Annotated in this window: 22 protein-coding genes and 1 pseudogene; all 23 read right to left on the bottom strand. The window is 34.9% G+C overall.

The window, feature by feature from the left end; translation table 11 throughout:
* Positions 1 to 2: 2 nt before the first annotated feature.
* The gene (gene gmd, locus AC0VZ4_RS02745) at positions 3 to 1037 is read right to left on the bottom strand and encodes a GDP-mannose 4,6-dehydratase (RefSeq protein WP_475440839.1); all 1035 of its coding nucleotides are present in this window, start codon (positions 1035 to 1037) and stop codon (positions 3 to 5) included.
* 1 nt (position 1038) lies between these two features.
* A complete protein-coding gene (locus AC0VZ4_RS02740; RefSeq protein ID WP_475440838.1) occupies positions 1039 to 1794 on the bottom strand; it encodes a WecB/TagA/CpsF family glycosyltransferase in 756 nt (251 codons plus the stop codon).
* Positions 1791 to 2909 carry a glycosyltransferase family 4 protein gene (locus AC0VZ4_RS02735; protein WP_475440837.1) on the bottom strand — a complete coding sequence of 373 codons (1119 nt, stop codon included), beginning with the start codon at positions 2907 to 2909 and terminating at the stop codon, positions 1791 to 1793. Before AC0VZ4_RS02735 ends, AC0VZ4_RS02740 begins: the two co-directional genes overlap by 4 nt.
* A gap of 68 nt (positions 2910 to 2977) precedes the next feature.
* The gene (locus AC0VZ4_RS02730; protein WP_475440836.1) at positions 2978 to 4162 is read right to left on the bottom strand and encodes an O-antigen ligase family protein; all 1185 of its coding nucleotides are present in this window, start codon (positions 4160 to 4162) and stop codon (positions 2978 to 2980) included.
* A gap of 9 nt (positions 4163 to 4171) precedes the next feature.
* Positions 4172 to 5215, bottom strand: coding sequence for a polysialyltransferase family glycosyltransferase (locus AC0VZ4_RS02725; RefSeq protein WP_475440835.1), 1044 nt, complete (start codon positions 5213 to 5215; stop codon positions 4172 to 4174).
* Positions 5212 to 6393, bottom strand: coding sequence for an oligosaccharide flippase family protein (locus AC0VZ4_RS02720; RefSeq protein ID WP_475440834.1), 1182 nt, complete (start codon positions 6391 to 6393; stop codon positions 5212 to 5214). The genes AC0VZ4_RS02725 and AC0VZ4_RS02720 overlap by 4 nt, the downstream gene beginning before the upstream one ends.
* Complete coding sequence (gene kdsB / locus AC0VZ4_RS02715; protein WP_475440833.1) at positions 6383 to 7120, bottom strand: 3-deoxy-manno-octulosonate cytidylyltransferase; 738 nt, start codon at positions 7118 to 7120, stop codon at positions 6383 to 6385. The genes AC0VZ4_RS02720 and kdsB overlap by 11 nt, the downstream gene beginning before the upstream one ends.
* Positions 7121 to 7125: 5 nt before the next feature.
* A complete protein-coding gene (locus AC0VZ4_RS02710; protein WP_475440832.1) occupies positions 7126 to 7779 on the bottom strand; it encodes an HAD family hydrolase in 654 nt (217 codons plus the stop codon).
* Entirely contained in the window at positions 7766 to 9376 is a 1611-nt protein-coding gene (locus AC0VZ4_RS02705) for an aldolase catalytic domain-containing protein (RefSeq protein WP_475440831.1), read from the bottom strand. Before AC0VZ4_RS02705 ends, AC0VZ4_RS02710 begins: the two co-directional genes overlap by 14 nt.
* 10 nt (positions 9377 to 9386) lie before the next feature.
* Positions 9387 to 11618 carry a polysaccharide biosynthesis tyrosine autokinase gene (locus AC0VZ4_RS02700; RefSeq protein ID WP_475440830.1) on the bottom strand — a complete coding sequence of 744 codons (2232 nt, stop codon included), beginning with the start codon at positions 11616 to 11618 and terminating at the stop codon, positions 9387 to 9389.
* A 15-nt stretch (positions 11619 to 11633) separates the two neighbouring features.
* Positions 11634 to 12068, bottom strand: a complete 435-nt coding sequence (locus tag AC0VZ4_RS02695; RefSeq protein ID WP_475440829.1) for a low molecular weight protein-tyrosine-phosphatase — start codon at positions 12066 to 12068, stop codon at positions 11634 to 11636.
* A 12-nt stretch (positions 12069 to 12080) separates the two neighbouring features.
* Positions 12081 to 13196 (bottom strand): polysaccharide export protein, encoded by a 1116-nt coding sequence (locus AC0VZ4_RS02690; RefSeq protein WP_475440828.1) that lies wholly within the window; start codon positions 13194 to 13196, stop codon positions 12081 to 12083.
* A gap of 752 nt (positions 13197 to 13948) precedes the next feature.
* Positions 13949 to 15361: a phosphomannomutase gene (locus tag AC0VZ4_RS02685; protein WP_475440827.1), complete on the bottom strand. Its 1413-nt coding sequence runs from the start codon at positions 15359 to 15361 to the stop codon at positions 13949 to 13951.
* Between the two features lie 3 nt (positions 15362 to 15364).
* On the bottom strand, positions 15365 to 16774 hold the full coding sequence (locus AC0VZ4_RS02680) for a mannose-1-phosphate guanylyltransferase/mannose-6-phosphate isomerase (RefSeq protein ID WP_149604841.1): 1410 nt from the start codon (positions 16772 to 16774) through the stop codon (positions 15365 to 15367).
* A gap of 11 nt (positions 16775 to 16785) precedes the next feature.
* Positions 16786 to 17802, bottom strand: a complete 1017-nt coding sequence (locus AC0VZ4_RS02675) for a glycosyltransferase family 4 protein (protein ID WP_149604840.1) — start codon at positions 17800 to 17802, stop codon at positions 16786 to 16788.
* Positions 17795 to 18523, bottom strand: a complete 729-nt coding sequence (locus AC0VZ4_RS02670; protein ID WP_475440826.1) for a glycosyltransferase family protein — start codon at positions 18521 to 18523, stop codon at positions 17795 to 17797. The genes AC0VZ4_RS02675 and AC0VZ4_RS02670 overlap by 8 nt, the downstream gene beginning before the upstream one ends.
* Before the next feature lie 100 nt (positions 18524 to 18623).
* The gene (locus AC0VZ4_RS02665; RefSeq protein ID WP_475440825.1) at positions 18624 to 19727 is read right to left on the bottom strand and encodes a hypothetical protein; all 1104 of its coding nucleotides are present in this window, start codon (positions 19725 to 19727) and stop codon (positions 18624 to 18626) included.
* A 16-nt stretch (positions 19728 to 19743) separates the two neighbouring features.
* A complete protein-coding gene (locus AC0VZ4_RS02660) occupies positions 19744 to 20613 on the bottom strand; it encodes a polysaccharide pyruvyl transferase family protein (protein WP_149604837.1) in 870 nt (289 codons plus the stop codon).
* On the bottom strand, positions 20610 to 21116 hold the full coding sequence (locus AC0VZ4_RS02655) for an acyltransferase (RefSeq protein ID WP_475440824.1): 507 nt from the start codon (positions 21114 to 21116) through the stop codon (positions 20610 to 20612). The genes AC0VZ4_RS02660 and AC0VZ4_RS02655 overlap by 4 nt, the downstream gene beginning before the upstream one ends.
* Positions 21097 to 22149 carry a hypothetical protein gene (locus tag AC0VZ4_RS02650; protein ID WP_475440823.1) on the bottom strand — a complete coding sequence of 351 codons (1053 nt, stop codon included), beginning with the start codon at positions 22147 to 22149 and terminating at the stop codon, positions 21097 to 21099. The genes AC0VZ4_RS02655 and AC0VZ4_RS02650 overlap by 20 nt, the downstream gene beginning before the upstream one ends.
* A pseudogene (locus AC0VZ4_RS02645) lies at positions 22146 to 23127 on the bottom strand (sugar transferase). The gene AC0VZ4_RS02650 and the pseudogene AC0VZ4_RS02645 overlap by 4 nt, the downstream one beginning before the upstream one ends.
* Entirely contained in the window at positions 23103 to 24005 is a 903-nt protein-coding gene (locus AC0VZ4_RS02640; protein WP_475440822.1) for a hypothetical protein, read from the bottom strand. Before AC0VZ4_RS02640 ends, AC0VZ4_RS02645 begins: the two are co-directional and overlap by 25 nt.
* A 12-nt stretch (positions 24006 to 24017) precedes the next feature.
* The gene (locus AC0VZ4_RS02635; protein WP_475440821.1) at positions 24018 to 26693 is read right to left on the bottom strand and encodes an SLBB domain-containing protein; all 2676 of its coding nucleotides are present in this window, start codon (positions 26691 to 26693) and stop codon (positions 24018 to 24020) included.
* Positions 26694 to 26747: the final 54 nt, after the last annotated feature.

Below are 26747 nucleotides of genomic sequence, written 5' to 3'. Positions count from 1 at the left end.
ACCTAAAAAGAAAAACCAATTTCGTTTCTTTTAATATCTGCATCAACCATCATTTTACATAGCTGCTCTAAGGTTGTATGTGGTTCCCAACCAAGCTCTTTATGCGCCTTCTCTGGATTACCGATTAAAAGCTCAACCTCGGCTGGTCTATAAAATTTAGGATTAATTTTAACAAGAACCTGTCCAGTTTTAGCATCAGTTGCTACTTCATCTTCCGCTTTACCACTCCAACATAATTCGATATCAACAGCTTTAAATGCCATAGTAACAAAATCTCTTACAGTTTCTGTTCTGTTTGTCGCTAAAACGTAAGTCTCAGGCTTATCTGCCTGCAGCATTCTCCACATACCTTCAACATAATCTTTTGCAAAACCCCAATCGCGTTTTGCATCAATATTACCCAACTCTAAAACGTCTAACTTGCCAAGCTTTATTTTTGCAACAGTATCCGTTATTTTCCGAGTAACAAACTCTTGCCCGCGCAAAGGTGATTCATGGTTAAATAAAATACCACTTGTAGCAAAAATATCGTACGATTCACGGTAATTTATAACCATCCAATGTGCGTAAAGCTTAGCCACACCATAAGGGCTACGTGGATAAAATGGCGTGCTTTCTTTTTGCGGAATTTCTTGTACTTTTCCGAACATTTCAGAAGTAGAAGCCTGATAAAATTTAATTTTAGAATCTACAATTCGAATTGCCTCTAGTAAATTCACGGGACCTAACCCCGTAATATCCGCAGTTGCTAAAGGCTGATCAAATGATACACCTACAAAACTTTGGGCAGCTAAATTATAAACTTCGTCTGGCTTTGAGTTTTGAATTAAGCGTATGCTAGAAGAGAGATCAGTTAAATCGTATTCAACTAATTCAAGATTAGGACAGTTTTGAATACCCAACTCTTCAATACGCCAAAAGTTAACGGAAGCAGTTCTTCTATATGTACCAATAACTCTGTAGCCTTTGTCTAATAGTAGCTCAGCAAGGTATGCACCATCTTGTCCAGTAATACCTGTAATAACTGCCGTCTTCATATTATTTCCTTTTTATTTCTTTAATTGATAACCATAAAAATGGCCAACTCTCTATAAAATATCTTCTAAAAAGCCGACTTGGCTCTTGTAAAAAACGATATAACCACTCACACCCAAAAGATGTCCATACTTGGGGGGCCCTTTTTTTAATACCCAAATAGAATTCAAATGCAGCGCCAAAAAGCAAATATTTTGAATTAACAAAACCTCGTTCAACAAGCGCTTTAGTTAATAGCTCTCTATTAGGTAAACCAATTCCTACGACAATAAAATCAAAGGAGTCCAATTCAAACTGTAACTTGAGACCATCAATTATCTCACCCACAACAGCGTCATTACTATAATCAACAAAAGGAGCAACCCAACATTCCACTGCATTGTTATCTTTTTTTAATTGTGCAGCGACCTGCTCATTAGGTACAACACAAAGAACTGTTGCGTTTACCTCTTTGGCTTTTTTCCAAAATAAAGGGAATAAATCACTTCCCGTAATTCTCGCAGGAAGTTTAGTTGCTGTAAAATTGCTTACCCAAACTAAGGGCTGCCCATCAGCAAAAGTAAGTTGTGACTTTTTAATGAACGTTTTTAAAACATCATTTTTTTCAAATTTAACAATCTGGTCTACATTTAATGTAGAAATTACAGGGTACTTGTTAGCCTCTGTAGAGAAATCAAATATATACTCAATACCAGCTTCAGGACTGGCTGCATGTATAAAGTCATAACCAAATAATTTACTCTGCTTAATATTTTTCATAATCTCTCTATAACTCGTAAAGCTTTTTCAGCAACTCTCGACCACGAAAGCTCCTCAACCCGTCTAGCGCCATATTTAACAATTTCCTGCCGCTCATTGGTACTTAAATTAGTGCAGCGCTTCATTTCTATTAACCAGCTTTCAGGCGATAAGTAGTCATTAACGAGAATAGCGGCGCCACCTGCAGCCTCAGGAATAGCACTATTATTAGACGCAATTACAGGGCAACCTGCTGACATAGCCTCTACCACCGGCATACCAAAACCTTCATAAATTGAAGGGAATAAAAACCCAGTTGCATTAGAATATAACTCTTGCATAAGTATATCATCAACATAGCCTAGTAACTTAACATTATTATGAATCGCTAACTCTTCTATTTTACTGTTTAACTCTTGGCTACCCCAAGCCGCTCTTCCAGCAATATAAAGCTTAAACTCTAGGCCTTCTTTTTTAGCTAATGCGATTGCATTCAGCACTACGTTTATATTTTTTCGTTTATCAACAGTACCAACAAACAAAAAATATGGTGTAGTACTTCCTGTATCACTGCTAACACAAACCTGCTTACGCTCAACAAACGCAGTACCTATGTTAGTTATTTTACTACTCGATTTATGAAAAAAACTGCTTATATCACGTTTAGAAAAATCACTTATAGTCAATATTTCGTCGTAGAACCGCATTCCTAATGTTTCAAATGGCTTGTAGTAACATTTGTTTTTTAAAGAAAGTGTTTCAGGATAACGCCATAAAACAGCATCATATACTATTCTTATATACTTAGTTTTCCTAAATAATTTAAATAGCGGAAAGTATATAAAAGGAGGAAAAACACTAAAAAAAGCAATATTGGGTTTTAACTTTAAAATATAATAAGGGACGATAAATAAATTTGCCAAAAGCTTATTACTTGTCGTTTTTAAAACCTTAACACCGCCCTTTTTTTTGTAATTCCTTATTACACTTTGGTCACTAGCAAGCAATATCACCTCAAAATTTTCGGTTAGGTCGTCAATTAGGGCATCCAATAAAGATAATGAATAAAATTCAATGCCTGTTTTATTATTACCTATGGCACTTAAGTCAAAAAGAACATTCTTTTTTTCAGGCATTTCAATCCTTAACAAAAACATAAATTAATCAATAACGGTATAAAAATTCAAATACTGCAATCATATAGTCATCTGAACAAATTGCGCTTATTTGATAGAAAAACAAAAAACAAAAGAAAAAGCTGAAAGTTATTTACATAAAAAAAGGCTGATTCAAAAAAACCATATGTTATGAATATAACGAGAAAAGTGATATAAAATTTATTATAAAAATTATCACTCTCAAACTTTGTGATTAATATAATTAGTAGTGCTATCAAGCCAAAAAAACCATAAGAAAGGGCTACTTCTAGGAAAAAATTATGGGCGTTTCCAAACTCAATAATCCAATCCAAAGATGTGTAATTATGAATATCACCTCCATTCCAAAACCACATATACCCGTGACCAAGTAATAATTTTTCATTTACAGCATCAATTACCAATGGCCAAATAACTATACGTCCAGTAAAAGTTAAATCCCGCCCAAAAATATCAATATAGTAACTAAATGAACTAGATAAAACAAAAACAATGAAAGGTAAAACTAAACACAAGGTAAAAACAACCTTTCGATTAAAAACCTTTAATGGTAAAGGTATTATAGCGATAAAAAGTAACAAACAAATAAGTACAGTTATCGATTCTGAAAGAAAAACAAAAAATAGAAGCAATATAGTTGACACTATAAACTCAACTTTTAAAATTTTATTTCTTTGTGTTTCCTTAACCAGATAAAAATGCAAAGTGTACAAAAAAAACTGACACATTAGAATTGATGCCAATGCATTTTTGTGAGAAAAACTTCCCTTAAACCTACCTAAGTGTTCATCATCTAAATGAAATGCAACATCTCGAAAAAAAATAAGAAACAATAATTGGACAAATAAGTTGATAAAATATGAATATTTAAAAACTATAAATCGTTCATCCATACTTTTTTTTAAGATTAAAAAAGCAAAAGACAAATAGAGAGCAGCACTAATATAGTTTTTTAAGAGATAAAGCTTATCCTCTATTATATAAAAATCTCTAAAAACGAAAAAAAGTGCAACAATAAAAAAAACAACATATTTATATTTTATTATATGAAAATAATGATTTTTTTTAATTACACAAAAACTAATACTGAAAAAAGTTAAAAACAAAAAAAACTGAACGGTCCAGCCACCTTTCTGTACATGTTCATCAAACCCTAACAAGCTAAGAAAACCAAAGTATGAGGAAGATATAAGTAATAGTATTATTACATATAATAAGTTATATACTCTCAAAAAAGCTCCTTAAAGAGGATCATAGTAATCAATACTAAACTTATTTAGTAATGATGTATGGATTTTGCTTATGTGCGCGTCACTAGCGTAATTTGAGGCTAAAGCCATCAAACTTTTTGCCTTAACACCAAAAAGAAATGAACTATATAAAACGGGTATACTCCACAACCCAACAACTTCATTAAATTTATAATTCACGAGCAATTGCTCAACCATATCATTTGTCTCTATATAAAGAAATTTCCCTTTATCCGAAAGAATTATTTTTTCTAGCAATAGTTTTTTCTTATCTTTTGAAGTTCTAGGGTGAGGTTTAAATACCACATTATTACCTGATAAGAGCTTCTGGTTTATATAAGATCCATAAATTTCACATTCATCCTCAATAGACAGAGACTTATCTTCACACAAACTCTGACCTATAAATAACAACGTTTTCTCGTTCTTGTTTAATTCATCTAAATATTTCGATGCTTCTGCTGTTAGACCCATCCCCATTAGGACCCCAACTAAAGCACGACTATATCGTTGAAGTGAGTTTATTTTAATAAAATCTTCGGAAAGCAGTTCAGGAAAAAAGAACAGAGCATTATCATTCAAAAAATACTTACTGGAATCAGGCTCATAAAAAGAGCTAAGCCCTAACAGCGTCTTAACACTGCGATTGAGCAAACTTTTATCATGTAAATCGAAAGGGATATCGAGATAATCTCTTATACCATCTTCAACTCTAATTATTATTGCATTTTTAGAAAAATGGCAAAAGACTCGTTGATACGGACTCCAAGGACAAAAATAATATAGTTGCTCTATTTCAAGTGGGTTTATTGGAGGATTAAGCTTAAGCTTCAAAACCTCAATACCAGATTTTAAACCTGACTTTTTCTCACCTAAATAAAATAAATTTTGCTCACCAACAATTAATGAAACCCTTTCGTAAACGCTTTGACTGGCAGGTTCTAAAATATATATAGCATTTTTGTAACCCTCAGCCTCAGAAATAGATTTTGCTACAAGCGCATGCCACACTGATGCCACACTAAAAACAATCATGAATGTACTCTTTTAAAGAAATAATAACTGTATGATATAACAATAAATTCAGCAATTAATGTTGAATAAGCAGCGGCAACGATACCTAGCTTATCTAAGTAAAAAAAATTAAAGGTAATATTAAAAAAAGCAGCTAAACCAGTAATAAACATGAAAGGTTTTGCCTTGCCTTGTATATGCAATGTATTGGGTAGTAAAAAACCAATCGTTAACAGAGAAGCTATAATTAAGTAAACATTAAAAACAGTAATAGTGTCTTTAGTTATATATTCAGATCCGAAAACAATTTCAATGATAGCTTCCGAAAAAAAATAAAATGCAAACAAAACAGGTAATATAGCCAATGAAAAACAGGCGGTATATTTATAAACTAACGCTCTGTAATCACCTTTTTTATAAGCAACGCATAATTTTGGATAAATTGTATTAATAGCGACCCCTCTAAACGTAATAAATATAACGTAAAAAGTTGCTATAGCAGAATACAAACCAACATCAGCCATTGTTAAAACAGACTGAATAATTAGCACGTCTGAATTAAAATATAACCTAGCTAAAAAAGCACCGATTAAAACATGTATATAAGGCTTTAAATCAAAGTTAGCATAGTCAAACTTATAACTAATCTTATTTTTATTAAAAAAAACAAACCCAAAAAAAATAAAAACAAAAAAACAACTTATTGCCCTTAGGTAAATAATATCGACTGTTGAGTTACTTTCACTATAAAAAAAATAAAAAACAAACAACGGTATCATGGCAGCAATAAAATTTTGTAACGCTGCAAAAGTGATTTTAAATTTTGAGCGGTAATAAAACTCAAAGTTTAAAAAATATATCAAAGAGCTGAAAAACAACCCTACAGACAAATTTATATCAATAACTTGAAATAAATAAAGAGCTAGTATTAAGCTAAAACAAGCAAAAACACCTATACTTTTTAAAAATATAATCTCAGAAAAAACTGAGGATGTATTTACGGCGTCAATCGTTTTTTTAATTCCTACTTGCAAAGATGAAAAATCTATAAATAAAAAACAATATACTAGTACCGCACTAGCTATAGACCACAATCCGAATTCGTCAGCACCTAAATTTCTAGCTAATAGAATACCAAATAAAAAAACAACCCCTTTTGCAGCTAAATCTAATACCCCTGGTAATACATTATTTTTCATTGCTATTCATATAAAAAATAACTTTTTCCAAGTCCGCAGGCGTGTCCACAGCAATTCCTACATTATCTACTTCTATCATTTTTACTGAAATATCATTTTCTAAAAACCTCAATATTTCAATATCTTCCACATCTTCTATTTTTGTTTTAGCTGGATTTAAGCTAAAAAACTCAAGATGTTCTTTTGAAAAGGCATAAATACATACTTGCTTAAAATTATTTTTACCTTCCCCATATTTACTCATTGGTATGGCAGCACGGCTCATATAAAGTAAGTTACCACTTTTACTAGTAACAACCTTAGGCAAAGTTGTGGAGTATGGATCTTCATTATCAGATATTTTTGTATAAGCATTAACTATTTGAGCCGGATTTTTTATAAAAGCATCCCTCACTTTTATAATATCGGTTGGCTCTAACATGGGCTCATCGCCTTGAACATTTATTATAAAATCTAATTGTAATGACTCATTTGCCTCAGCAAGGCGGTCGGTTCCCGTTAAGCAATTAGATGAGGTCATAATATATTGTCCTCCAAAGTCCTTTACAACTTTGGCTATTCTATCATCGTCGGTAGCTACATATACTAGCTCGCTGCCCACAGCTGCAACACATTTATCCCAAACATGTTGGATCATTGGTTTGCCATTAATATCAGCAAGTGGCTTTCCTGGAAATCGGCTAGACTCATATCTAGCAGGTATTAGTACCGCATACTTTAAAGACATAATGCTCACTCGTAGTTATCAATTACTTGAAAATCATTTTGCTTACTTAGCTCAAGCATAACCTGTTTTACATTGGAAAGAGGGGAGTAAAACACAAAATCAATATCATTTTCTATAGCCGCTTCATAATCTGCAACAGCATCACCGACCATAACGGCTTTGTTGTATTTAACATCATTTAGTATTGTTTTAATATTATCGGCTTTGCTTACAGGGCTACCTAAAATATCTTTAAAAAATTCAGAAAAACCTCTTTGTTTTAAAGTGGCTCTTAACTGCTCTTGTTCTGAACCCGAGGCTACGTACATTACTTTTGAAGTACAACACTCTTTTAAGAGCGCTTTAATACCAGCAGCTTCAGGTACTGCTAAATACAGAGAGCCAACTTGTTCAGTATAACAATTGAGTAAAAAATTTTTTAAATCTGTTTTTTTTTCTATATCTAGTAGCAATGGGGCTACAAAGTTATCAACATGATAATATCGACTTTTACCAAAGTTGTTTTTAAACTGAGAGGTTAAGGTTTCAACTTGTTGACTGGAAAAAATTTTTGAAAGTGTAAGCGAATTACTCATAGCCTCCACTTTCATATTATTAGAATCTAATAGCACGCCATCACAGTCAAAAATAATAAGATCATACTGATCAAATATACGCATACACGCTTCCCTTATTTACTGGGTACGTTGTAGGTGTAATAGAGAAAATATTTAACCGTTCAATAACTTGCTCTTTAAGCAGTTCGAAAAACTCTATCATTTCAAGTTGTCTAGAATCATTTGAATCATATCCATCTACACCTGCAAGAGTAATATCCGTTGCACCGCCTGCCAGCGCAAATGACAAAGCATACGCTATTGTTAATTCATTAGGGATTACACATGAACTTTCTTTAACATTAAAAACACCTTTCGCTACATCTAAGCCATAACGTATATTATTATTTGCAGGTATTAGTTTAAAGTCTTCTGGCGAAAAACGATGCGCTGGATAAACTATCGGCTTAGTCAAACTAGGATAATCAGATTTTTCTGATAGAAACTTAAAATTATGAGTAATAGCAATATAATCAATCACTTTATCATTTATGATTTTATTTACATTTAAAGAAATAACGATTGGTTTTTTCTTGTCTATGTAAAGCTCAATTGCTTTTTTGTGTTTTTTAACTGATTCTGCGTTAGTAAGTATTAGTACTTCCTTATTTTTGAAAATATTGCTTACGTTATCCCCAGAAATCACTTCAGTACTCGTATTTAAATTTAAGGCGGCTTCTAATACCGCCCCATCATACTTACTTGTTCCATTTTGCTCTAATAAATACTGTAGAGCTCCAACAACTTCATCTTTGCCTAGATGACTATTAGACAATAAGTTTTGGATATAAGTTGGATGAACATTTTTTTGAGCACCCAAGAAGTATAATAAATTACTCCCCCACCCGTAATCTTTTTGCATTGATTCAAAGTAACGAATAACGAGTTCATAAATAGCTGTTGGATTGAGGTAAGTATACTTATCAGCTAAAATTGCCATTAAATTCTCAGTTTGCGTATTACCTGCTCCTCTACCCATACCGGTAATAGTTGCATCTAACCAAGTAACGCCCAAATTTAATGCGGTAAGGCTATTATCAAGCCCTCTGCCCATATTATCATGTGTGTGTATTCCCATTTCACCATGCCAATATTTACGAAGCGCATTAACTATACGTGTAACCTCTTCAGAGTCCATATTCCCAAGCGAGTCAGCAAAATAAAGCGAATCAACACAATTCCATGAATTGATCTCTTTGGCCTTCTGCTCTAATTCTAAATCGGGCTTGCCTCCAGCTTGCATTAGGTTATAGCCAACAATATAGCCTTTAGCTTTTAAACATTGCGCAATTTTTTTCGAGTCTTCAACTTCATAAAAGTGTGCTGCAATTCTTACTAAACTTACACAGCTTTCACTCTCTTCACAAAACAGTGCATCAACAGCATGTTCAATACTAAGCGAACTTGTAAGAATTGTTTTTGCATCTACCATTACACCGTATGTTACACCGCTCGGTAGGTTAAGTGATTGTAAATAGCTTTCAGAACTATATGCAAATGGCCCCAGAAAACCACTCTTTGGAAAATTTCTTAAACCAAGTTCTACATATTTGATTCCACTTCCAGATACAGCATTTAAATAGCTTTGCACCAGTTCTGCATCAAAATCCCAATTATTGTAATATCCGCCATCTCGCAATGTGCAATCAAGAATTTTCATCGGTGTCCTTTTATTTATCTGATTTATATTCGTAGTTGTAATAGCCATAGTAACCGTAGGCATTACTGGCTTTTTTAACCACACCATTAAACACTAACCCTTTTACATCTATACCGTTTTGCTCAAAGCGATTTCGAGTAAGCTCTATTTCACGCAAGTGGTTTTGCCCAAAACGCGCCACAAGTAATGTGGTGCCCGTATGGGCGCTTACTATTGCGGGGTCTGTTACAGCGAGTATTGGCGGAGTATCAATAATTACTATACCATAAGCGGCATTTATCTCTTCAATTAATTTGCTAAAGTTTGAATGCATTAATAATTCAGATGGGTTTGGTGGTATTTGCCCACGGGTAATAACGCTTAAGCCTTCAACCTTAGTGGGTTTAGTTACTTGCTCTAAATTTAAACGGCCCGACAGATAGTCACTTAAGCCGTCCTCCCACTTTAAACCGAACTGCGTTTGCAAGTAACCTTTACGCATATCGGCATCAATAATAAGTACTTTTTTACCACTTTGAGCCAACACCGCGGCTAAATTAACCGATATAAATGACTTACCTACACCTGGGCTTGGGCCCGATATTGCAATAATATTATTTCTAGATTCCATCATCGCAAAGTGTAAGCTCGTACGCAGGCTTCGTAGTGCCTCAATTGCTAAATCGGCAGGGTTGTCGAGCGCAAGTATTGATTTAGGTTTGCCCACTTTATTTTTTTTAGTTCTTCCTGTAAAGCCTGCTAGTTTATCTTGAAAATCTGAGTGCGGCACACTTGCGTAAACAGGTATTCCAAGCGTTTCTATCTCTACTGGGTCTTCTACGCCTTTATGCATAGCTTTTTGAATCAATACAATTGCTACAGCTAAAAACCCACCAAGTAGTGTTGCCACTATAGCTATAAGCGCCTTTTTAGGTTTCACTGGTTCAGTCGTATCAACCGCGGCTATATCTACAACTCGCACATTACCTACAGTACCAGCACGCACAATATCAAGCTCTTGCGTTTTACTAAGTAGTAACATGTAAATTTCGTTACCCACTTCAACATCGCGCGTTAAACGAAGTAACTCTTGCTGTGTTTCGGGTAGATTGCTTATTTTAGAAGTAAGTAATTTTTTTTCGGTTTCAATAGATTCAACTTGCTTAATAACACCTTGATATGCTGGATGTTCACGCTTAAATTTGCGACTTAATTCTAAGCGTTTCAAATCAAGTTCTTGCAGTGTTGTGTCTAGTTCTACAATCTGCTCAAGCACCGCTTGAGTTTCTAGAGTTATATTTACAGACTTTCGTTGTTTTTGGTAATCATTAAAACGCTGTTCTGAGGCTTCTAATTGTTTTTTAACCTCAGGGAGCTGTACTTCTAAAAAGTCGAGAGATTTTTTAGCCTCGGCGCTGTTACGCTCTACATTACGGCGCACATAAATATCAGCAACTTTATCGAGTACTTTTGCTGCATGAGTAGAACTTTTATGTTCGTACGCCAAAGTAATAATACCTGAGTCTTTACCTTTTTCACTGGCAGATATTTCTTGCTGCAAATCGATTACTGTTCGATAACGGTTATTCTTAATTAAAGTAAATGTTGTACCAGGGCGTGCATTTAAACTGCGTACTGTAAGTTCATAATATCCACTGCTTTCATCCTGACCCACTTTACCCGTTAGTACAGTTTCTCCATCAGGGTTAATTAACTCATACTGCGCATTTTTATTTACAACTAATTCAAATTCTTTATCTTCAAACGCTGTTGGTACTACAAATCTAAATACATTAATTGCTTCGCCGCCCCAAGCATAGCTACTGGCGCCTAACATTGGTTTCGCTATTTCATTTTCTTTTTCGGCTACAAACCCCCTAAAAAAACGCCCTCCAATAACAGGGAATAACTTTGGTTCGGCTACTATATTAAGCTTTAACGAATCAACGGCTTCACCAATAACGCTGCGCGACTTTAATAGTTCAATTTCGGTTACAGCTTCGCTTGAACTCTCAAACATGCCAGCCATGTCATCTAAACCAGGAACTGAAGGGCTACTTTCTTCAACTTGTATTAGGGCTGTTGCCTTGTAAATAGGCGTACTAAATAAGGCTACTGCGACCCCAATTATTGCAAATACAGCCGTAAATAAAACAATAAAATACTTACGGTCGAGTAGTGCTCCAAATAGAGCCAGTAAGTCGATTTCTTGTTCATTTGATTTATTTTGATTGCTGGTTGGAGCTGTCGGCTTAGGATTCATTAACTTTGCCATTCCTTATAAATACTTTTGCCAAGCGCTGCATGCGCTGTCGATTAATGTGTAAACGTGTTCAAAAGCCTCTTGGCTTTGGCGGTATGGGTCGGGTATTTCGGCGTTATTAATCCATTTACCTAATAAAAATATTTTACCACGCGCCTCAGGATAACGCGCATGTACGTCGTTTAAATGGCGCTCTTCCATTACCAGTATTACGCTGTTTTGCGCTACTAAGCTTGATGTAAGCTGCTGCCCTTGGTGAGCATCCATATTAACACCATGAGCGAGTGCTATTTGTTTGGCTTTTGCATCTGCGGGTTTGCCTTCAAGCGCTGTTAAACCCGCTGATGATACTTTAATATTTTTACCTTCGAGCTTTGCTTTTAATACATACTCACCGGTTGGGCTGCGGCAAATATTACCCGCACACACTATTAAGACAGAATCAAACATATCCATTAACCCTTAATTGGCGCTTATATCATCTAAACTATCAACGGTAGCTACCGATGGTAATAATAAACTAATTACACGGTTCCAACGAGCTAGTGGCGCTGATGTTACATATATAATGTCATGCGGCTGTAGTTCAAATTGCTCGGCCAATACCATTGCTGCTATATTTTTAGCATGTAGTTGATATACATCGGCAATAATTCCGCTTTTCTCAGTATTGCTTTTACGCATTACAAATATGCCATTGGCGTCGGCTGTATTTTCGTTCAAACCACCTGAGGAACTTAACGCTTCGGCCAAGTTTAAACCATAACGATTAAGTGTTACTGAACCGGCTTTTTTCACATCGCCTAATACAAACACTTTTTGCGTGTCGTTACGATTTACATGCACTATATCGCCATTTTGTAATAATCTGTTTTGCGAAATGTCGCCATGGGCATAAAAATCATCGAGTTTAATAACTTCTGTTTTATTGCCTCGGGTAAATGTTACTGTTCGCCAATCAGCTGCACTAGTTAAACCACCGGCTTGGTTTAAGGCATCGATTAAAGTTAGCGGCACTTCTGTTACAGGGTATATACCTGGCTGTTTTACTTCACCAGTCACATACGCTTTTTGACTTCTAAACCCTACTATTTTCATATCTACCTGAGGGTCTTCAATTACTCGACTTAAACGCTCGACAAGCTCGTTACGAACTTCACTTACAGTGCGCCCCAAAGCTGGTATGTTGGGTGCATATGCGTAAGTTATAGTACCATTTTCTTGCACTCTAAAGCCGTCAAACTCTGCTGTTCGTTGTACCGCTGCAGGTATTGTTAGCTCAGGGTGGTCCCATACGCCAATAGTTAATACATCGCCAACACCTAGTTTATATTCGTAGTTGCTTGTGTTTATGTTATTTAAACTAGATATAGGCCTAGCAGCTACTCGCGCTTGTTTTTGAGTATTAATTAACGACGAATCAATAATTTGAATATTTACTTTTTCGAGATCTTGTTCGAGGTTTTGTGTTTGCTCGCCAGGGGCAACCCCCTCAAAATGGCTACCAGGGACTATAGTGCAACCGGTAATTGATAATAATGCGAGTATTGTTGTGAGTGATTTACAGCTTAACGCCATTGTAGAATCCCAATTTTTTTAATATTGCACTTACTCACCGACCTTGGTGAGTACTTGTATTTTTAACTGGCTAATTAAAGCATGGCTATAGTAGCGGCGCAAGATACGACTGTTCAGTAAACACGCAATCAGCTAAATAAATGTGAAAAGCATACCCGCAAAAAGCCTCACTAGTATATTATTCTTATATTTTCACCTTCGCCCTATCCTCTACCCCTAGTTAAAAGTTTGCGTACTGATTTATTTTCAACCTACAATTTCAGTGCTGCGTTTACTTTTTAACAAATATATTTACTGGTAATGTTAAATGAGCTGGTATAAATAACTTAAAAATAAAATAGCTTGTTTAGCGCCACATGCTTTAACCAGTACTTTAGTGAACAACTTAAAAACACTTTACCCATTGATTATAAAAGCCGATTATTATTATTTCTTATTAATCAGGGTTACATAAAACAAAGTGCTAACTTTCTATAGTAAAGATGTAAATTGAGTGAGTGCAGATTGTACTTGGTTGGGTCAAACTGTGCAAACAACACAGAGAGTTAAGTTTGGGGGTTTATGTGTAGACAAGCTAAGCTTTTGTAAAAACTCTATCTCAACAGGCTACTTTCACACTAATTTACCTGAACTCTGGTTAATAAATTTGCTAAAACACTGAGTTAAAAGTATTTAAATTCATTTATTTCTAACCAGAGATTTTCAGTGAAAACAAGGCTGCATATATTTGCAGCCCTATATACTATATTGGTTTAAATATAATACTCATTAGAAAATTTCAATGCAGCTACAACTAATTTTTTTGCTACCGTTAATGACAATGCTTCTGCGTAACAACGAAGTTCGGGGGCATTACCTGAAGGCCTAAGGTGCACTATTTCATCATTAATTAACGTTACTCTTAAACCATCGGTTGTATCAATTGCTGAGTGTACTTGCAATCCTAATCCAGAAGTCAGTACTTCAACATTTTGTGTTAACACACTAATCAGCTCACGACTTTTATCGGTAGGGAAGTTTTGTAACCTATCACTTGCAACAAATCGATTTGGTAATGCTAATAGCTGATTTGATATACATTTGTTTTGAGCCAAAACTAACAACGCTGGTAGTAATGCATCTCGCGTTGGCAATGCCGTTAATCTTTTACCATTAACCTCAATATCAGAACCAAGTAGGTAACCACCATTTGCTTCAAAACCAGCAATACGAGTAAAATGCGCTTTTAATTCATTAAACTCTGCTATTACATAAGGCGAGCCTATTTTTGTGCGCGTAACCTGTTTAAAACTATTTGATTTTTCTATCGCAGTATTACAGCTTACGGGTACTGCCAGTGCTTCTATATTTAATAGTTGGCTTGTAAGCAACCCTAGAGTATCACCACTTAGCCAGTGACCTTTTTCATCAGCTAATAATGGACGGTCTCCATCTCCATCGGTAGAAAATATTGCATCAAAGCTGTGCTCTTTTGACCAGTTGAGCGCTTTTTCTCTATCCTCATCCGACACAGCTTCTGTATCAATAGGTACAAAAACATCACTTCGCTCTAAACTAATTACATTGGCACCGAGGCTTTCAAACAATGGTTTATAAATATCGCGCCCCGCACTTGAATGCTCATATATACCTATTTTTTTACCTGCCAATGCGTCGCTATTAAATAATTCGCTGTAACGCTGTATGTAAGCACTTCTTGCTGCCTGACTTTCACATAGCTCTGTTAAGTCTTGACTCAGTGTAATAAATTCTACCGATGCACTTAAAATACTTTGTTCATCTATTTTAGTAATTTCACCATCTGGGCGATAAAACTTTAAGCCATTTCTGTCAAATGGTATATGACTGCCTGTTACCATTATGCATGGAATATCATCCAGCATTGCTTTATATGCTAAAGCTGGTGTAGGTATTACGCCGTAATATATTACGTTTACATTAAGTTGTTTTAATCCTTCAGCACAAGCTTGTGCTATGGCGTAGCTACTTGGACGGTTATCAATTGCTAGCGCGACTGTATTAAAGCTAAATTTTGTTTCAATCGATTTAATAAATGCGATTGAAAAAGCTGCACATACATCTGGAGTAAAGTTAGCAACCAGCCCACGTGCGCCACTTGTGCCAAAAGTAATATCACTTTGCTCAATTATGATTTTTGTATCCATAATTTATCCTTTTACTCGCCCGTAACGATCTTCAAAGCGCACTATATCATCTTCACCTAGATACGAGCCTGATTGAACTTCAATAAGCTCTAAATCAACTTTCCCTGGGTTTTCGAGTGCATGCACCGCTGTAATGGGAATATAAACCGACTCATTTTCTGTTACAAATTGCTCTGTGTCGTCGATTTGTACTTTAGCGGTGCCTGATACAACAATCCAATGCTCTGCGCGATGATGATGCATTTGTACACTTAGCTTAGCGCCAGGCTTTACCGTTATACGTTTAACTTGAAAACGCTCACCATTATCAACCGAATCATACTTACCCCAAGGGCGATATACTTCACGATGCATGGTTGCTTCTGAACGATTTTCAGCTTTTAATTGCTGTACGATCGATTTTACATGTTGTGATTGGTCTTTGTGCGCTACAAGTACGGCATCTTTGGTGTTTACTATGACTAAGTTTTCAACACCTACGGTGGCAACAAGTTTGTCTTCGCCAAACACAAGGGTATTTTTAGTATCAACGGCTTTCACATCACCAGTAAATGCATTGCCATTTTCGTCTTTAGTTGATACTTCCCACAACGCAGCAAAACCACCTACATCACTCCAACCTGCATCCATAGGCACAACAACCGCATCTTGGGTGTGTTCCATTACGGCGTAATCTACTGATTCATCAGGGCAAGCTTCAAATGCAGCTCTATCTACACGAATAAAATCTAGGTCGTTAGACTGTATTTCAATTGCTTTTTTACAAGCATTATAAATATCAGGACGAAACGCTTTTAACTCGGCTAGATAACGGCTCGCTTTAAATAAAAACATACCGCTATTCCAGTAATAATCACCACTGGCAATATAGTGTTTTGCAGTTTCTAAATCTGGTTTTTCAACAAAGCTGTCTACTACAAAACCTGTACTAAACTCTTCGCCACGTTTTATATAGCCGTAACCTGTTTCTGGTTTATTGCCAACAATACCAAATGTGACTAACTTACCTTGCTTTGCAAGCTCTGAGGCTTTGTTAACGCTTTGATGGAACGAAACGATATCATCTATTATATGATCGGCAGCAAGTACAAGCAGTAATGGGTCTTCGCCTTTTTCAATTGCTTTGAAGGCAGCGAGTGCTATTGCAGGGGCTGTATTACGCCCTACTGGCTCTAAAAATATACCGCTATGCTTTACACCTAATTGACGTACTTGCTCTGCGGCAATAAAACGATGCTCTTCGTTACAAATTAGCATAGCTGGACTATGCACAAGACCATTCAATCGACTTAATGTATCTTGCAGCATCGTATGTTCGCCGCTTAGCGATAAAAACTGTTTTGGGTAATTGCCACGAGAAAGCGGCCATAAGCGCGTGCCTGAGCCACCCGCCATTACTACTGGTAAAATCATAAAACCTTCTATCATAAAATTTTTAAGTTCTGCAAAAGCTCTCTATATTGCTTCTCTAGTGCAGGTTTGTCGTAGTGTTTAAACTCTTTCGAGACATTAATTTCAAAATTATTATAGTCATTTCTAATTATTTTCAGTTTCTCTATAAAGTCATATATATTTCCATGTTCGACCAGCATTCCATTTATTCCGTCTTTTATGTATTCATGCAAAGCACCTACATCAAATGCGACAACAGGCTTAGAATAAGAGTAAGAATGCAGAATAACACCGCTTTGTGTTGCCGAGTCATAGGGTAGTAAAGTCGCTATAGCTCCCTGTACTAACTTTTCTAGTTCATCATCTGCTATAAAATGATTCATCATCACAACATTTGGTAAATTAGAGAGCTCTTTAATTGCACTATCGGTTCCTTTACCGGCTATAATGATTTTTTCACTTAATCCCTGTTCGTGCATACTTTTTGCTATTTTAATTAAATGCTTTAACCCCTTGTAGGGTTCTATGCGCCCAAAAAACAAGTAATAACCTTGAGGCTGTGAAACACTTTTTTTCGTAAAGCCAGAAAGCTGCAATTGATGAACTTTTAACCTTGATTTCACTTTTGAAAAAGTTATGTATTCGTCAGCTAAAAAGCGATCTACGAACTTGTTATATAATCGAACATTTTTTTCTTGAGTCCCCTCGTGTGGATTCCAATCATGTACAGTAAATATTAACTTAACCCGAAATAACTTACACAATATGGCTAAAGGTATATTTGAAATGTGTGCAGTATCAAATATAACAACATCAATTTTTCTTATTAAAAGCTTAAGTATACATAATAAAGCTAAAAAGCAATCAGCAATAAACCAAATTGTTAAACCAGAAACTTTTGATACTGAAGAGCAATCAATATGAAGCTGTTTAGATAGCTGTTTATTTCCTAAAAAATAAACATTGCTATTAAAAGCTTTTACTTTATTTGAAAAGTACATTGCTAAATCAGGGTTATTTGAATTGCAAATAATAGACAATTTATTCACTTGCTAACTTACCCCACATTTTTCTTCTCAATTTTACAGGTACACATACCTCTCCACCAGCTTCAAGCCAATCAACAACTTTAGTTTGTACACCAGCTTTAGGCGTTTCAATCATAACTAAGGTATATTTGTTAACAAACGAGGAAAAGTTATCTATTTCACCATAATAATTGGCCTTAATCTCTTTAGATAAAAGGTTCCCATACCTACCAAACAAGCTAATATTTGGGTGTTTTTGAAATAATTTTTCTGCCATCCTTCTGTTTCTAACATTGCTAAATGCACCAAAAAAACAAATACTTTTTGTATCATATTCGTCTTTAAATTGACTAACTAATACTTTAGAAAAAAACAATACGTCTTTTCTAAAGATAGAATTTATCCCTTTTCTACGAAGTAGCCTAGCTTCTGTTAAAGATAAGCAATGAACCGTGTGGTTCCCCAAGCCTCTCCATTCTAAAAAACGTAAAACAAAGTATTGGTGATAATAGATAACTTTTTTAAGCCTACTACTTTCAGCTTTAGCTTCCTCTAAATAATAAAGAAACTCTATATTATGGTAAAGCACTGATACCTTTTTAGGTAATAAGCAAACAGGAAATAAAGACCTTGATATGCAAACAGAGCTCGCCTGATTTATTGTGCTAAATTTACACAAAATTCTAATAAAAGTAAGCGCACCAAAAACCCCAAAAAAAGGGATTATTGGTAACGAAAGCATGAATTCCAAGATACAAACCAGTTTATTCTTTGATTTAAGACTAATTAACTCATGCTCGTCAGTAATAGAGAAGTTCTTATCAAATTTATAACCTGCGGTATTATCTGGGTGAGGAGAAAGTATGACCTTCATTTTTTGGCATCAACTCATAAAAACAAAAAATAACAAATAGCATTAAACCAATTTGAAAAGAAGCAGTATAGAGCCCCTCTATTGGTCCAAAAACCCCTAAAAACAACAATGGAAAACATAACAATTTAAACTTATATGACAACCTGTTGAAAAATTTAACTAGCAAAAAAGCATAAACAGAAACGATTAGAGTTGAAATAATAGCTCCACCTAAATTACCAAAATATATAAAATACTCACTCATAAAAAAGCCCGAGCTCTTAGCTGGTACATATTTCTTATCATAAAAGCACATAAATGCTCGGATATTAAATACCAACTCCTTATCTGAATACAGCACTCTGGGTATAAGCAACCCAAATGGGTTGCTATATTCCAGCGAATTAGCACACAACTTATACTGAAGTAAAATACCATTTAAGAGTGAAACATTTCTTTCTACTAACTCAAATAGAAAATACATCAATGTATCTCTGTTAACACCACCACCAGACTCTCTTACTACAGCAAGCACTGTAGACAGAAGCACTGTTACAGAGAGTGTTAAAATTGTCTTGATGCTCTTCAAGCGAACGCCAAAAACGAGCATTGTCAAAACCATATATATTAATAAATATAATCTTGAACCAGTTAAAAGAATCCCTATTAGGGTAACAAGAATATAAAAGTAACTCTTCTTACTATTCCCCAAGGGGGACACAAGTAAAGAAATATTTAATAGTAACCAAATAATTCCTAAAGAGTGGTGGTTATTAGTTCTAAACTCGATTAGATCAGGCATGCCTTGAAAAAAATAAATTAAGGCTATTAAACATGAAGCTAAAACACCTACAATTTTTATGTATAAGCTGGCTTGATTATCATGCTCAAAGCTCCAAAACGTTGGCTTTAATTTGGAGTAGGCAAAAAGTAAAATTACTGAATTAAAAATATAAGTTGTATAAAATAAAGCATGTTCAAAATATGAAGCTACAGACATAGCTACAATTAAATTACCAATAGTCAAAAAGGTAAAAAAGCCCCCAATAATTAAGTTCACATCAACTTTAATTACACCATCCTGACTTTTCACGTATAACCTCAATCTGTTATGTTAATAAAATCAAGTTACTATGATCATCAAACTCAAGTAAGTCATGGATCCCTTGCAATTTTTCACTTACGCCAAATAAATATACTTTTTTAGAATTGATTAACCCCGCGATAGCTACATGCAACCTATCGGTTATAATATAATCTGCATTGTTTATAAATTCTAAAACCTGATTATAATCTGTATAAGGCTGTATTTTAAATTTACAATTTAATAACTCACATACATGACTTGAGCGCTCTATCTGCTCTTTTTCTTTATATGGGCTGGTAATTTGTATAACTGCATTTTTACCTTTTACAGGCTCTAGAAGGCTGTTGTTTTTAATTAAAATATCTAATGATTTTTCTTTATCCACACTGACATAAGTATAGTTTCCAACTGAACTGTTTGCAGGGTTACAGTGAAATAAATCTTTTTGAAGTACCACAATATCACCGGTTAACTTAAGATTCCCCCTATAAGAACGGTAAGCCTTAAAGCTATCTTTATCTCTAACACTAATATCATCAGCAAGCCAACAAAAATATTGCAGTGATATTTTTTTTAAAAAGCTTACGTCTCTTGATAGACCTACAGAAACGAAGCTTAATTGTGCGCCAAATAGTTTCACCAAAGTAAACTCCAAGAGCATAGATACAAGCATTTTCAAATCTGTATCTTTGTCAATAAAGGTGCCACCCAGCCAAGTATAGTGTTTAGTGTTTTTTAAAAAGTTTAACCACTCAAGGTAATTTCGTGAACTCTTTTCGTCATTTCTAACTTTATAATCACCTTCAACATATTTGTGAGCGCAAGCTAGAAACATATCATCTCCAAAGTTACGTTTCGGGAAAAAACCATTTACTAGATTAAACTTACTCAAAGCACACCATCATATTTTTCTAAAAGATAAGCTTTCGCATTATCTGTTTTATTTAAAGTTTTAACTACTTTTGCAGGATTACCAACTATTAATGAATTATCCGGATATAGTCCTTTTAAAACCGATTTGGCTCCAATCACACAATTCTTTCCAACATGGGACCCTGGTAGTATCAGACTGTCAAATCCAATCCAAGTGTTATCCCCTATAACCACTTTTTTCCTTATAATTTCAGGTGAGTAAGGTAACCAATCACTATTAGTATGATCATGATTATATGTAAGAATACATACTCTAGGAGCTAATATCACATTCACACCTAAATCTAAACCACCTCTGGCATCAATAAAATTAGAGTCATTAAAATGTATATAACCTTTATGATTAATTTTTTCCGGATAATATATCGCCGTATTATATTTTAAATGTATAGTATGACGGTTATCATCAAATTTCTTAAATTTAATTATATATATAAATGTATTAATTATTTTTTTTATCATAACTGTTGCCATACCTAAACAAGACAAGTCCAATTGAACTAAAGGTGTATACCTGGATAAGATTAAATTTGCCAATAGAAAAAATGATAGCAAGTATTAATAAAGCTATCGCATCGAAAAACATCGTTTTATAGTTATAAGCCTTATGTAGTTTTGCTGAGTAAGTTGCATAAAACATCTCTGACAAAAAAAATACAAAAATATAAATAAAATACTTTATATATAAATTCACATTTAGATAAGAAACAAAAACTAAAATAAAAATCATTAAAACCACAAAAGCATATTTGCTAAATTTTATTTTTATTTCGTGATGAATCATTAAAACAACCAACGTGGTTTTAATGAACATTAAACCAAATAGAACTCTAATAACTATCTGCTCTAACCTTTCATTATCATCAACTCCCTGACTTACTGAAAATAAGCTAGGCACTTGTTGGTAAATAACAATTACTAGACTAGTATAAAATGCAAAATTGAAAATATTAACTTTGCTATTTTTGTTAGATTCATTAGGTTCTTTAATTGTTACTACCAATATCAACAGTAATAAAGCCGAGCATAGAGATGCAAAGTAATAATCATACCCTGTAAACCAAGAGACTACTCTAGGAGTTATTAATAATAAAGTTGCTACAAAGAACTTTAATATTTTACCTTCGCGTCGCAACCTAAACTCATTTAAATGAGCATATATGGCTCCTAACACAATAGCCGCAACCACTTCTTTACTTTGCTCATAAGCAGATAGAATCACAAAAATAATAGAAGCTGAAATAACAAAGCATTGTAAAAATATTTTTTGATTTAATAATTTACTAGATGTCGATATTTGATATTGTGCTCCAAAGTTTAACAGTACAGCGGCAACATTAAAAACGGCTAAAGTAAAAAGGTAATCAATAACTCTATCATTACTTTCAGAGCTAACAATTAATATCGTTGTAATTAATGGTAATGCTCTAGGTAAAAGATCTAGAGCCATTGATTGCAAGAAAATATACATTTCCGATTTAAAAAATGTATTCAACGTCCCAAACCAAACAATACGACTTTAATTGTTTTAAAAGCAATGATGAAGTCACTCCACAATGTGTGGTGTTTGATATAATAAATATCATATTTATGCTTCCATACAGCATCCTCTACGGAATCACCATAAGGGTAAGAAACTTGTGCTAACCCTGTTATTCCTGGTTTTACTGAATGACGAAATCTATAATATGGAATCTCTTTTTCAAGCTCACAAATAAAGAATTCTCTTTCCGGCCGCGGGCCTACTAAACTCATTTCACCTTTTAAAACATTTATAAACTGTGGTAATTCATCAAGTCGTGTTTTACGAATGAAGTTACCTACGGTGGTTATACGTGTGTCATTTTTTGATGCCCACTGCGCCCCGTTTTTTTTCAGCATCATTACGCATTGATCTAAATTTATAAACTTTAAATTCTTTATTGAATTGCCCAACCCTCAATTGCTTGTAAATAACATCACCACGACTTTCTAGCCTTATGGCAATAGCAACTAAAATATAAATAGGTAGTAAAAGTGTTAATGCGAGACATGAAATGACTATATCAAAAGCACGCTTAATCTTTTTATTACGTTGTGTTGATAAGATAGAAAATGCTTTTTGATGTAAAAAATAGCCACTATCAAGTAACTTAACTTCTGTATATTTATTTCGAGAATCTAAATAACTAACTAATGGCTCAACCCAAGAACCAAATTCCATAGCTCTAATTAAAAATTGTTTTTGCTCATCTGACAACATTGAGCTTTTATAATGGCAAACAACTTTTTTACTGAAGGGAATTAAATTATAATTATTTATTACAATTTCAAAATCATATGACTCAGTGCACTTCTTGACTTCATTTATTACAGAATCAGGACAATAGAGATAAATTTTATTCTGCTTTAAGGTTTGTGACCTAGAGCGAAAAGATTTATTTAGATCAAGATTTATTCTCTTTTTTTTCATAAAGTAATCTCTCCATTGCATTTATGCTCAGAGCTTTTAAATTTCATTTCAATTAATACAATCAGCACTCCAAAGCTAAAACCAAAAATCACAGATAGCATTGCAAAAAGTAGTGTTTGTGGAGATACAGGTTTAAAATTTACTACAGCTGGATCTATAGTAATAAATACGTAATCACTATGAACATTTGCTATCATTTTCTTTTGTAGCTCGCTCTCAATTAGCTTTAAAAGAGTTTTTCGAAACTCTAATAACTCGGTTTTTTCTAGCTCTTCCTTTAAATACTTCACACTCAATTCGGCATTATTTATAGCTTGCTCCTGCATTAGAATATTTAATCCATTAACCAAGTTATCTAATACCTCTTTTGCGATATAAGGCGAGTTATGCGTAAATGAAATTGATATAAATTCAGTAACATTATCTTGAGCAATGTCAATTGAGCTCAAAAACCTTTTTTGAACTTCAAAAATACTAGGCTTCGGTATTCCCCAGCCATCATTAGGGTTATAATAATCTGCATACAACAGACTATTACTTTCTTTGTCCCAGCTTTTCACGGCAAAAAGAATGGGTAAATAATTATACTTCGTTACGAAACGCTCAATAAAAGAGCGGGTTTGCATTATTTTTAACGTTTTATCGGCTTCCCCACTATCTTTACCACTTATACCGACTAAAGCTCCAAGTGATCCTAAACCACTAGGCAACTCAGTAGAAGACTGCTCTTCCCTCTCAGATAACAGAACTTGTGCTTTATACTTTTTCTCTATACCAAAATATACGCCTGCATTCACAATTAATATTGTAAAAGCGGTTACAATAAAAATAGTTAGCTTTTTTTCCCAACACAGCTTTAAAAGGCTACTGAAGTTTATTTCATTATTTTCAATTTTCATTAACAAATCACCTTAAATACCGCTAATAGCAGCAACCGCTACACCTAATTGGTACATAATCTGCGTTGCTGTGCTCCAAAGCGTTAGCTTATCCATGTGCCCTGCATCCATTGGTACCACAATGGTATCCCCTGGTTCTAATTGGTCTGTATTATTGGCAGCAAACCAGCCGCCTGTATTAGGGATTTTTACTGAACCATTGGCTTTAATAATATAAATACGGTCTTCAGCCGCACGCTCTTTAAGGCCACCACTTAGCGCTATATAATCATCAACACTCACACCAGCTTGATAAAGGTGAGACGTAGAGTAGTTAACTTCACCTATGATGCTTATAGAGTCGCGCTTGCTTGGCACATAAAGCGTGTCACCATCTTGTAATACTAATTTTTGTTGATTATTTACAATTAAAGGTAAATCAATTACTAAACGCCCTACGGCTTCAACACTTGCGAGGTCGTTTAACAGCTTGTTCATTTCTTCATAAGAAAGTGTGTTACTGCTTACAGAGTTTTGGAAGCTCTTAGAGGCGATGTCACGGCGAAGCTCTGTAGATAAACGCGCTAACTGCTTTTCCTCTTGTTCTTTAATTGATGTACGGGTAAATACAGCTGCTTTTTGTTCTGCAAATTGTGAAAAACCACCCGCACGATCAAGTAATTCAGTTAGCGTTTCACCTCGGCGTATAGTGTACGTGCCTGGAAATTTAAGCTCACCTTTTAATTCTACTTTTACATTTTCTTGCCAATTTGGAATAGCGAATACGTTTATGCTGTCTTTGCTTTGTAGCGTAATGTTACTTTGAAGATCGCCCTTCATGGCGCTTTCAAGATCAAATCGTAAGTGTTCGATCTTAGAACCATCACTCGCTACTATTCGCGTAATTTCAGCTTGTTTTATGTATGCAGACTCCAGCAAGCCACCTGCTGCTGTTATTAAATCACTTACCTCACCACCAATCATTAGTGGATAAATACCAGGGAAAGTAACATTCCCGCTGATTTCAACTAATTGCATAGCTTGCTGCACTGATGCTTGCTGCTTAAATTTAGCAATAATAGGCGCTAATAAGTTATGGCGGCTAAATAATGCATAATCTTCAGCTTTGAGTTCTTGGTCTTCTTCTTTTGCTTTGCGTTTAGAAATTTCAGCAATTGTAAGTATTTTATTGTCTTCAAGAACAAGCTCTTCGTCTTCTTGATTAACACCAATATATTTTTCGAACTCTTTTTGCTCAAACTTGTGCCATTGCTCTGCTTTTTGTTGCTGCTCTTGTTGCTCTTGGCTAAGGGCCATATTTGCTAGAGCTGATTGCTCTGCTTCTTTTCCTTCAAAGCGACTAAATACAACTATCTTGTCATTAGCTTTAAGCTGTAAGTTGTTTTCAGGATTTTTAATAATCGCTTGAGCAACGTCGAACTGATGCGCTTCTATATCACCGTTTACATTTATTTCGCGGATTACGAGGCCGTAACTTAAATCGGCTTGCGGCAGTAGATCACCGCGTACTAATTTTAGAACGTCGGAAATACGTTTTCCTTGGTACCATTGATAATTACCCGGGCGTGCTACCGCGCCAATCAAGCTAATAGTGTTTTGGTATTGAGAGCTAACTGAATTAAAGCGAATACGGTCGCCATCTTGTGGAAAATAGTTAATTTGCGATTTTGAAAAGTCTACCGATAGAACTTCTTTACGATCATAGTTAAAGCGCTCTACAATTGCGCTTAAGGCATATGCATTTGCCTTAAGGCCTCCAGCCATTGCTAATAACTGCTTAGCAGACTCGCCTTTTTTTAGTTCAAATATAGCTGGGCGTTTAACCGCACCTTCAACTCTTACTTGAGCGCCAACTGATGGTATAAATACGGCATCGCCCGGCTTTAATACAATGTCATTGCTGCTATCGCCATTAATAAGTAAATCGTAAAGGTCAAAATTTGCTACAACCTTGCCTGCGCGTTTAACTTGAATATTGCGAAGAGAAGCAATATCAGACACGCCACCACTTACGAATAATGCGTGCGAAACAGTTGTTAATGAAGAAACACTGTAGCTACCTGGCTTGTAAGCTTCACCTAGCACTAAAATACGCATGCTACGAAGCTGACCAAGCGACACAAAAGCTTTTACACCTATTACCTCTTGCTCTACTTTTACTTTTACTAATTCTTTAATTTCAGCAAAGGTCAAACCGGCCACTTCTACAGGGCTTAAATCTGGAATACTAATACGTCCTTCACGGTCAACTATGACTTCAAAACTGTCACTTTCTTTGCCATAAAAGTTAATTTTTAATTGATCGCCAGGGCCCACTATATATGTATCTGGTACTGCGGCATTTTCGCTTGGCATAAATGTAGTTGGCTCACCTGCAAACAATTCGTAACCGTATGGTTTTAATTCGTCTGTTTTTGGTTTAAAGCGCTCTTCATCTGTAAGCTTTTCTTTTTCGGGTTCTGCGCGCTCACCAATACTATTTTGCTGCTGTGCGTTATTTTGATTATTAGATTGGTTTGTACCAGTAATCGTTGCTATATCAACACCGTACTGTTTTGCGAGGGCTTCTTGTTGAGCTTTAGGTAACTTTTTAAATTGCTCAATTTGAGACGCTGTTGGCGTTAAAGCCAATGCACTAAAACTGCACAATAGAACAAAAGCACTAAAAAATTGAGTAAATACTTTCACGAGTAGGTATATCCCTAGGTCTACAACCAAAATTGGTCGCCATAATACATTATT

The sequence above is a fragment of the Pseudoalteromonas sp. QJM3NY_22 genome, assembly GCF_056173065.1.
Note: the sequence above shows the minus strand (reverse complement) of the source record. Positions and strands in the feature narration are given on the sequence as shown.

What these genes read in the sequence shown, in the direction of transcription:
- AC0VZ4_RS02690 (WP_475440828.1), bottom strand. Translation starts at nt 13,196, where the DNA reads ATGGCGTTAAGCTGTAAATCACTCACAACAATACTCGCATTATTATCA.
- AC0VZ4_RS02705 (WP_475440831.1), bottom strand. Translation starts at nt 9,376, where the DNA reads ATGAAAATTCTTGATTGCACATTGCGAGATGGCGGATATTACAATAAT.
- AC0VZ4_RS02700 (WP_475440830.1), bottom strand. Translation starts at nt 11,618, where the DNA reads ATGAATCCTAAGCCGACAGCTCCAACCAGCAATCAAAATAAATCAAAT.
- AC0VZ4_RS02655 (WP_475440824.1), bottom strand. Translation starts at nt 21,116, where the DNA reads ATGATAAAAAAAATAATTAATACATTTATATATATAATTAAATTTAAG.
- AC0VZ4_RS02695 (WP_475440829.1), bottom strand. Translation starts at nt 12,068, where the DNA reads ATGTTTGATTCTGTCTTAATAGTGTGTGCGGGTAATATTTGCCGCAGC.
- AC0VZ4_RS02720 (WP_475440834.1), bottom strand. Translation starts at nt 6,393, where the DNA reads ATGAAAAATAATGTATTACCAGGGGTATTAGATTTAGCTGCAAAAGGG.
- AC0VZ4_RS02725 (WP_475440835.1), bottom strand. Translation starts at nt 5,215, where the DNA reads ATGATTGTTTTTAGTGTGGCATCAGTGTGGCATGCGCTTGTAGCAAAA.
- AC0VZ4_RS02640 (WP_475440822.1), bottom strand. Translation starts at nt 24,005, where the DNA reads ATGAAAATTGAAAATAATGAAATAAACTTCAGTAGCCTTTTAAAGCTG.
- AC0VZ4_RS02710 (WP_475440832.1), bottom strand. Translation starts at nt 7,779, where the DNA reads ATGCGTATATTTGATCAGTATGATCTTATTATTTTTGACTGTGATGGC.
- AC0VZ4_RS02735 (WP_475440837.1), bottom strand. Translation starts at nt 2,909, where the DNA reads ATGCCTGAAAAAAAGAATGTTCTTTTTGACTTAAGTGCCATAGGTAAT.
- gmd (WP_475440839.1), bottom strand. Translation starts at nt 1,037, where the DNA reads ATGAAGACGGCAGTTATTACAGGTATTACTGGACAAGATGGTGCATAC.
- AC0VZ4_RS02740 (WP_475440838.1), bottom strand. Translation starts at nt 1,794, where the DNA reads ATGAAAAATATTAAGCAGAGTAAATTATTTGGTTATGACTTTATACAT.
- AC0VZ4_RS02685 (WP_475440827.1), bottom strand. Translation starts at nt 15,361, where the DNA reads ATGGATACAAAAATCATAATTGAGCAAAGTGATATTACTTTTGGCACA.
- AC0VZ4_RS02680 (WP_149604841.1), bottom strand. Translation starts at nt 16,774, where the DNA reads ATGATTTTACCAGTAGTAATGGCGGGTGGCTCAGGCACGCGCTTATGG.
- AC0VZ4_RS02670 (WP_475440826.1), bottom strand. Translation starts at nt 18,523, where the DNA reads ATGCTTTCGTTACCAATAATCCCTTTTTTTGGGGTTTTTGGTGCGCTT.
- kdsB (WP_475440833.1), bottom strand. Translation starts at nt 7,120, where the DNA reads ATGTCTTTAAAGTATGCGGTACTAATACCTGCTAGATATGAGTCTAGC.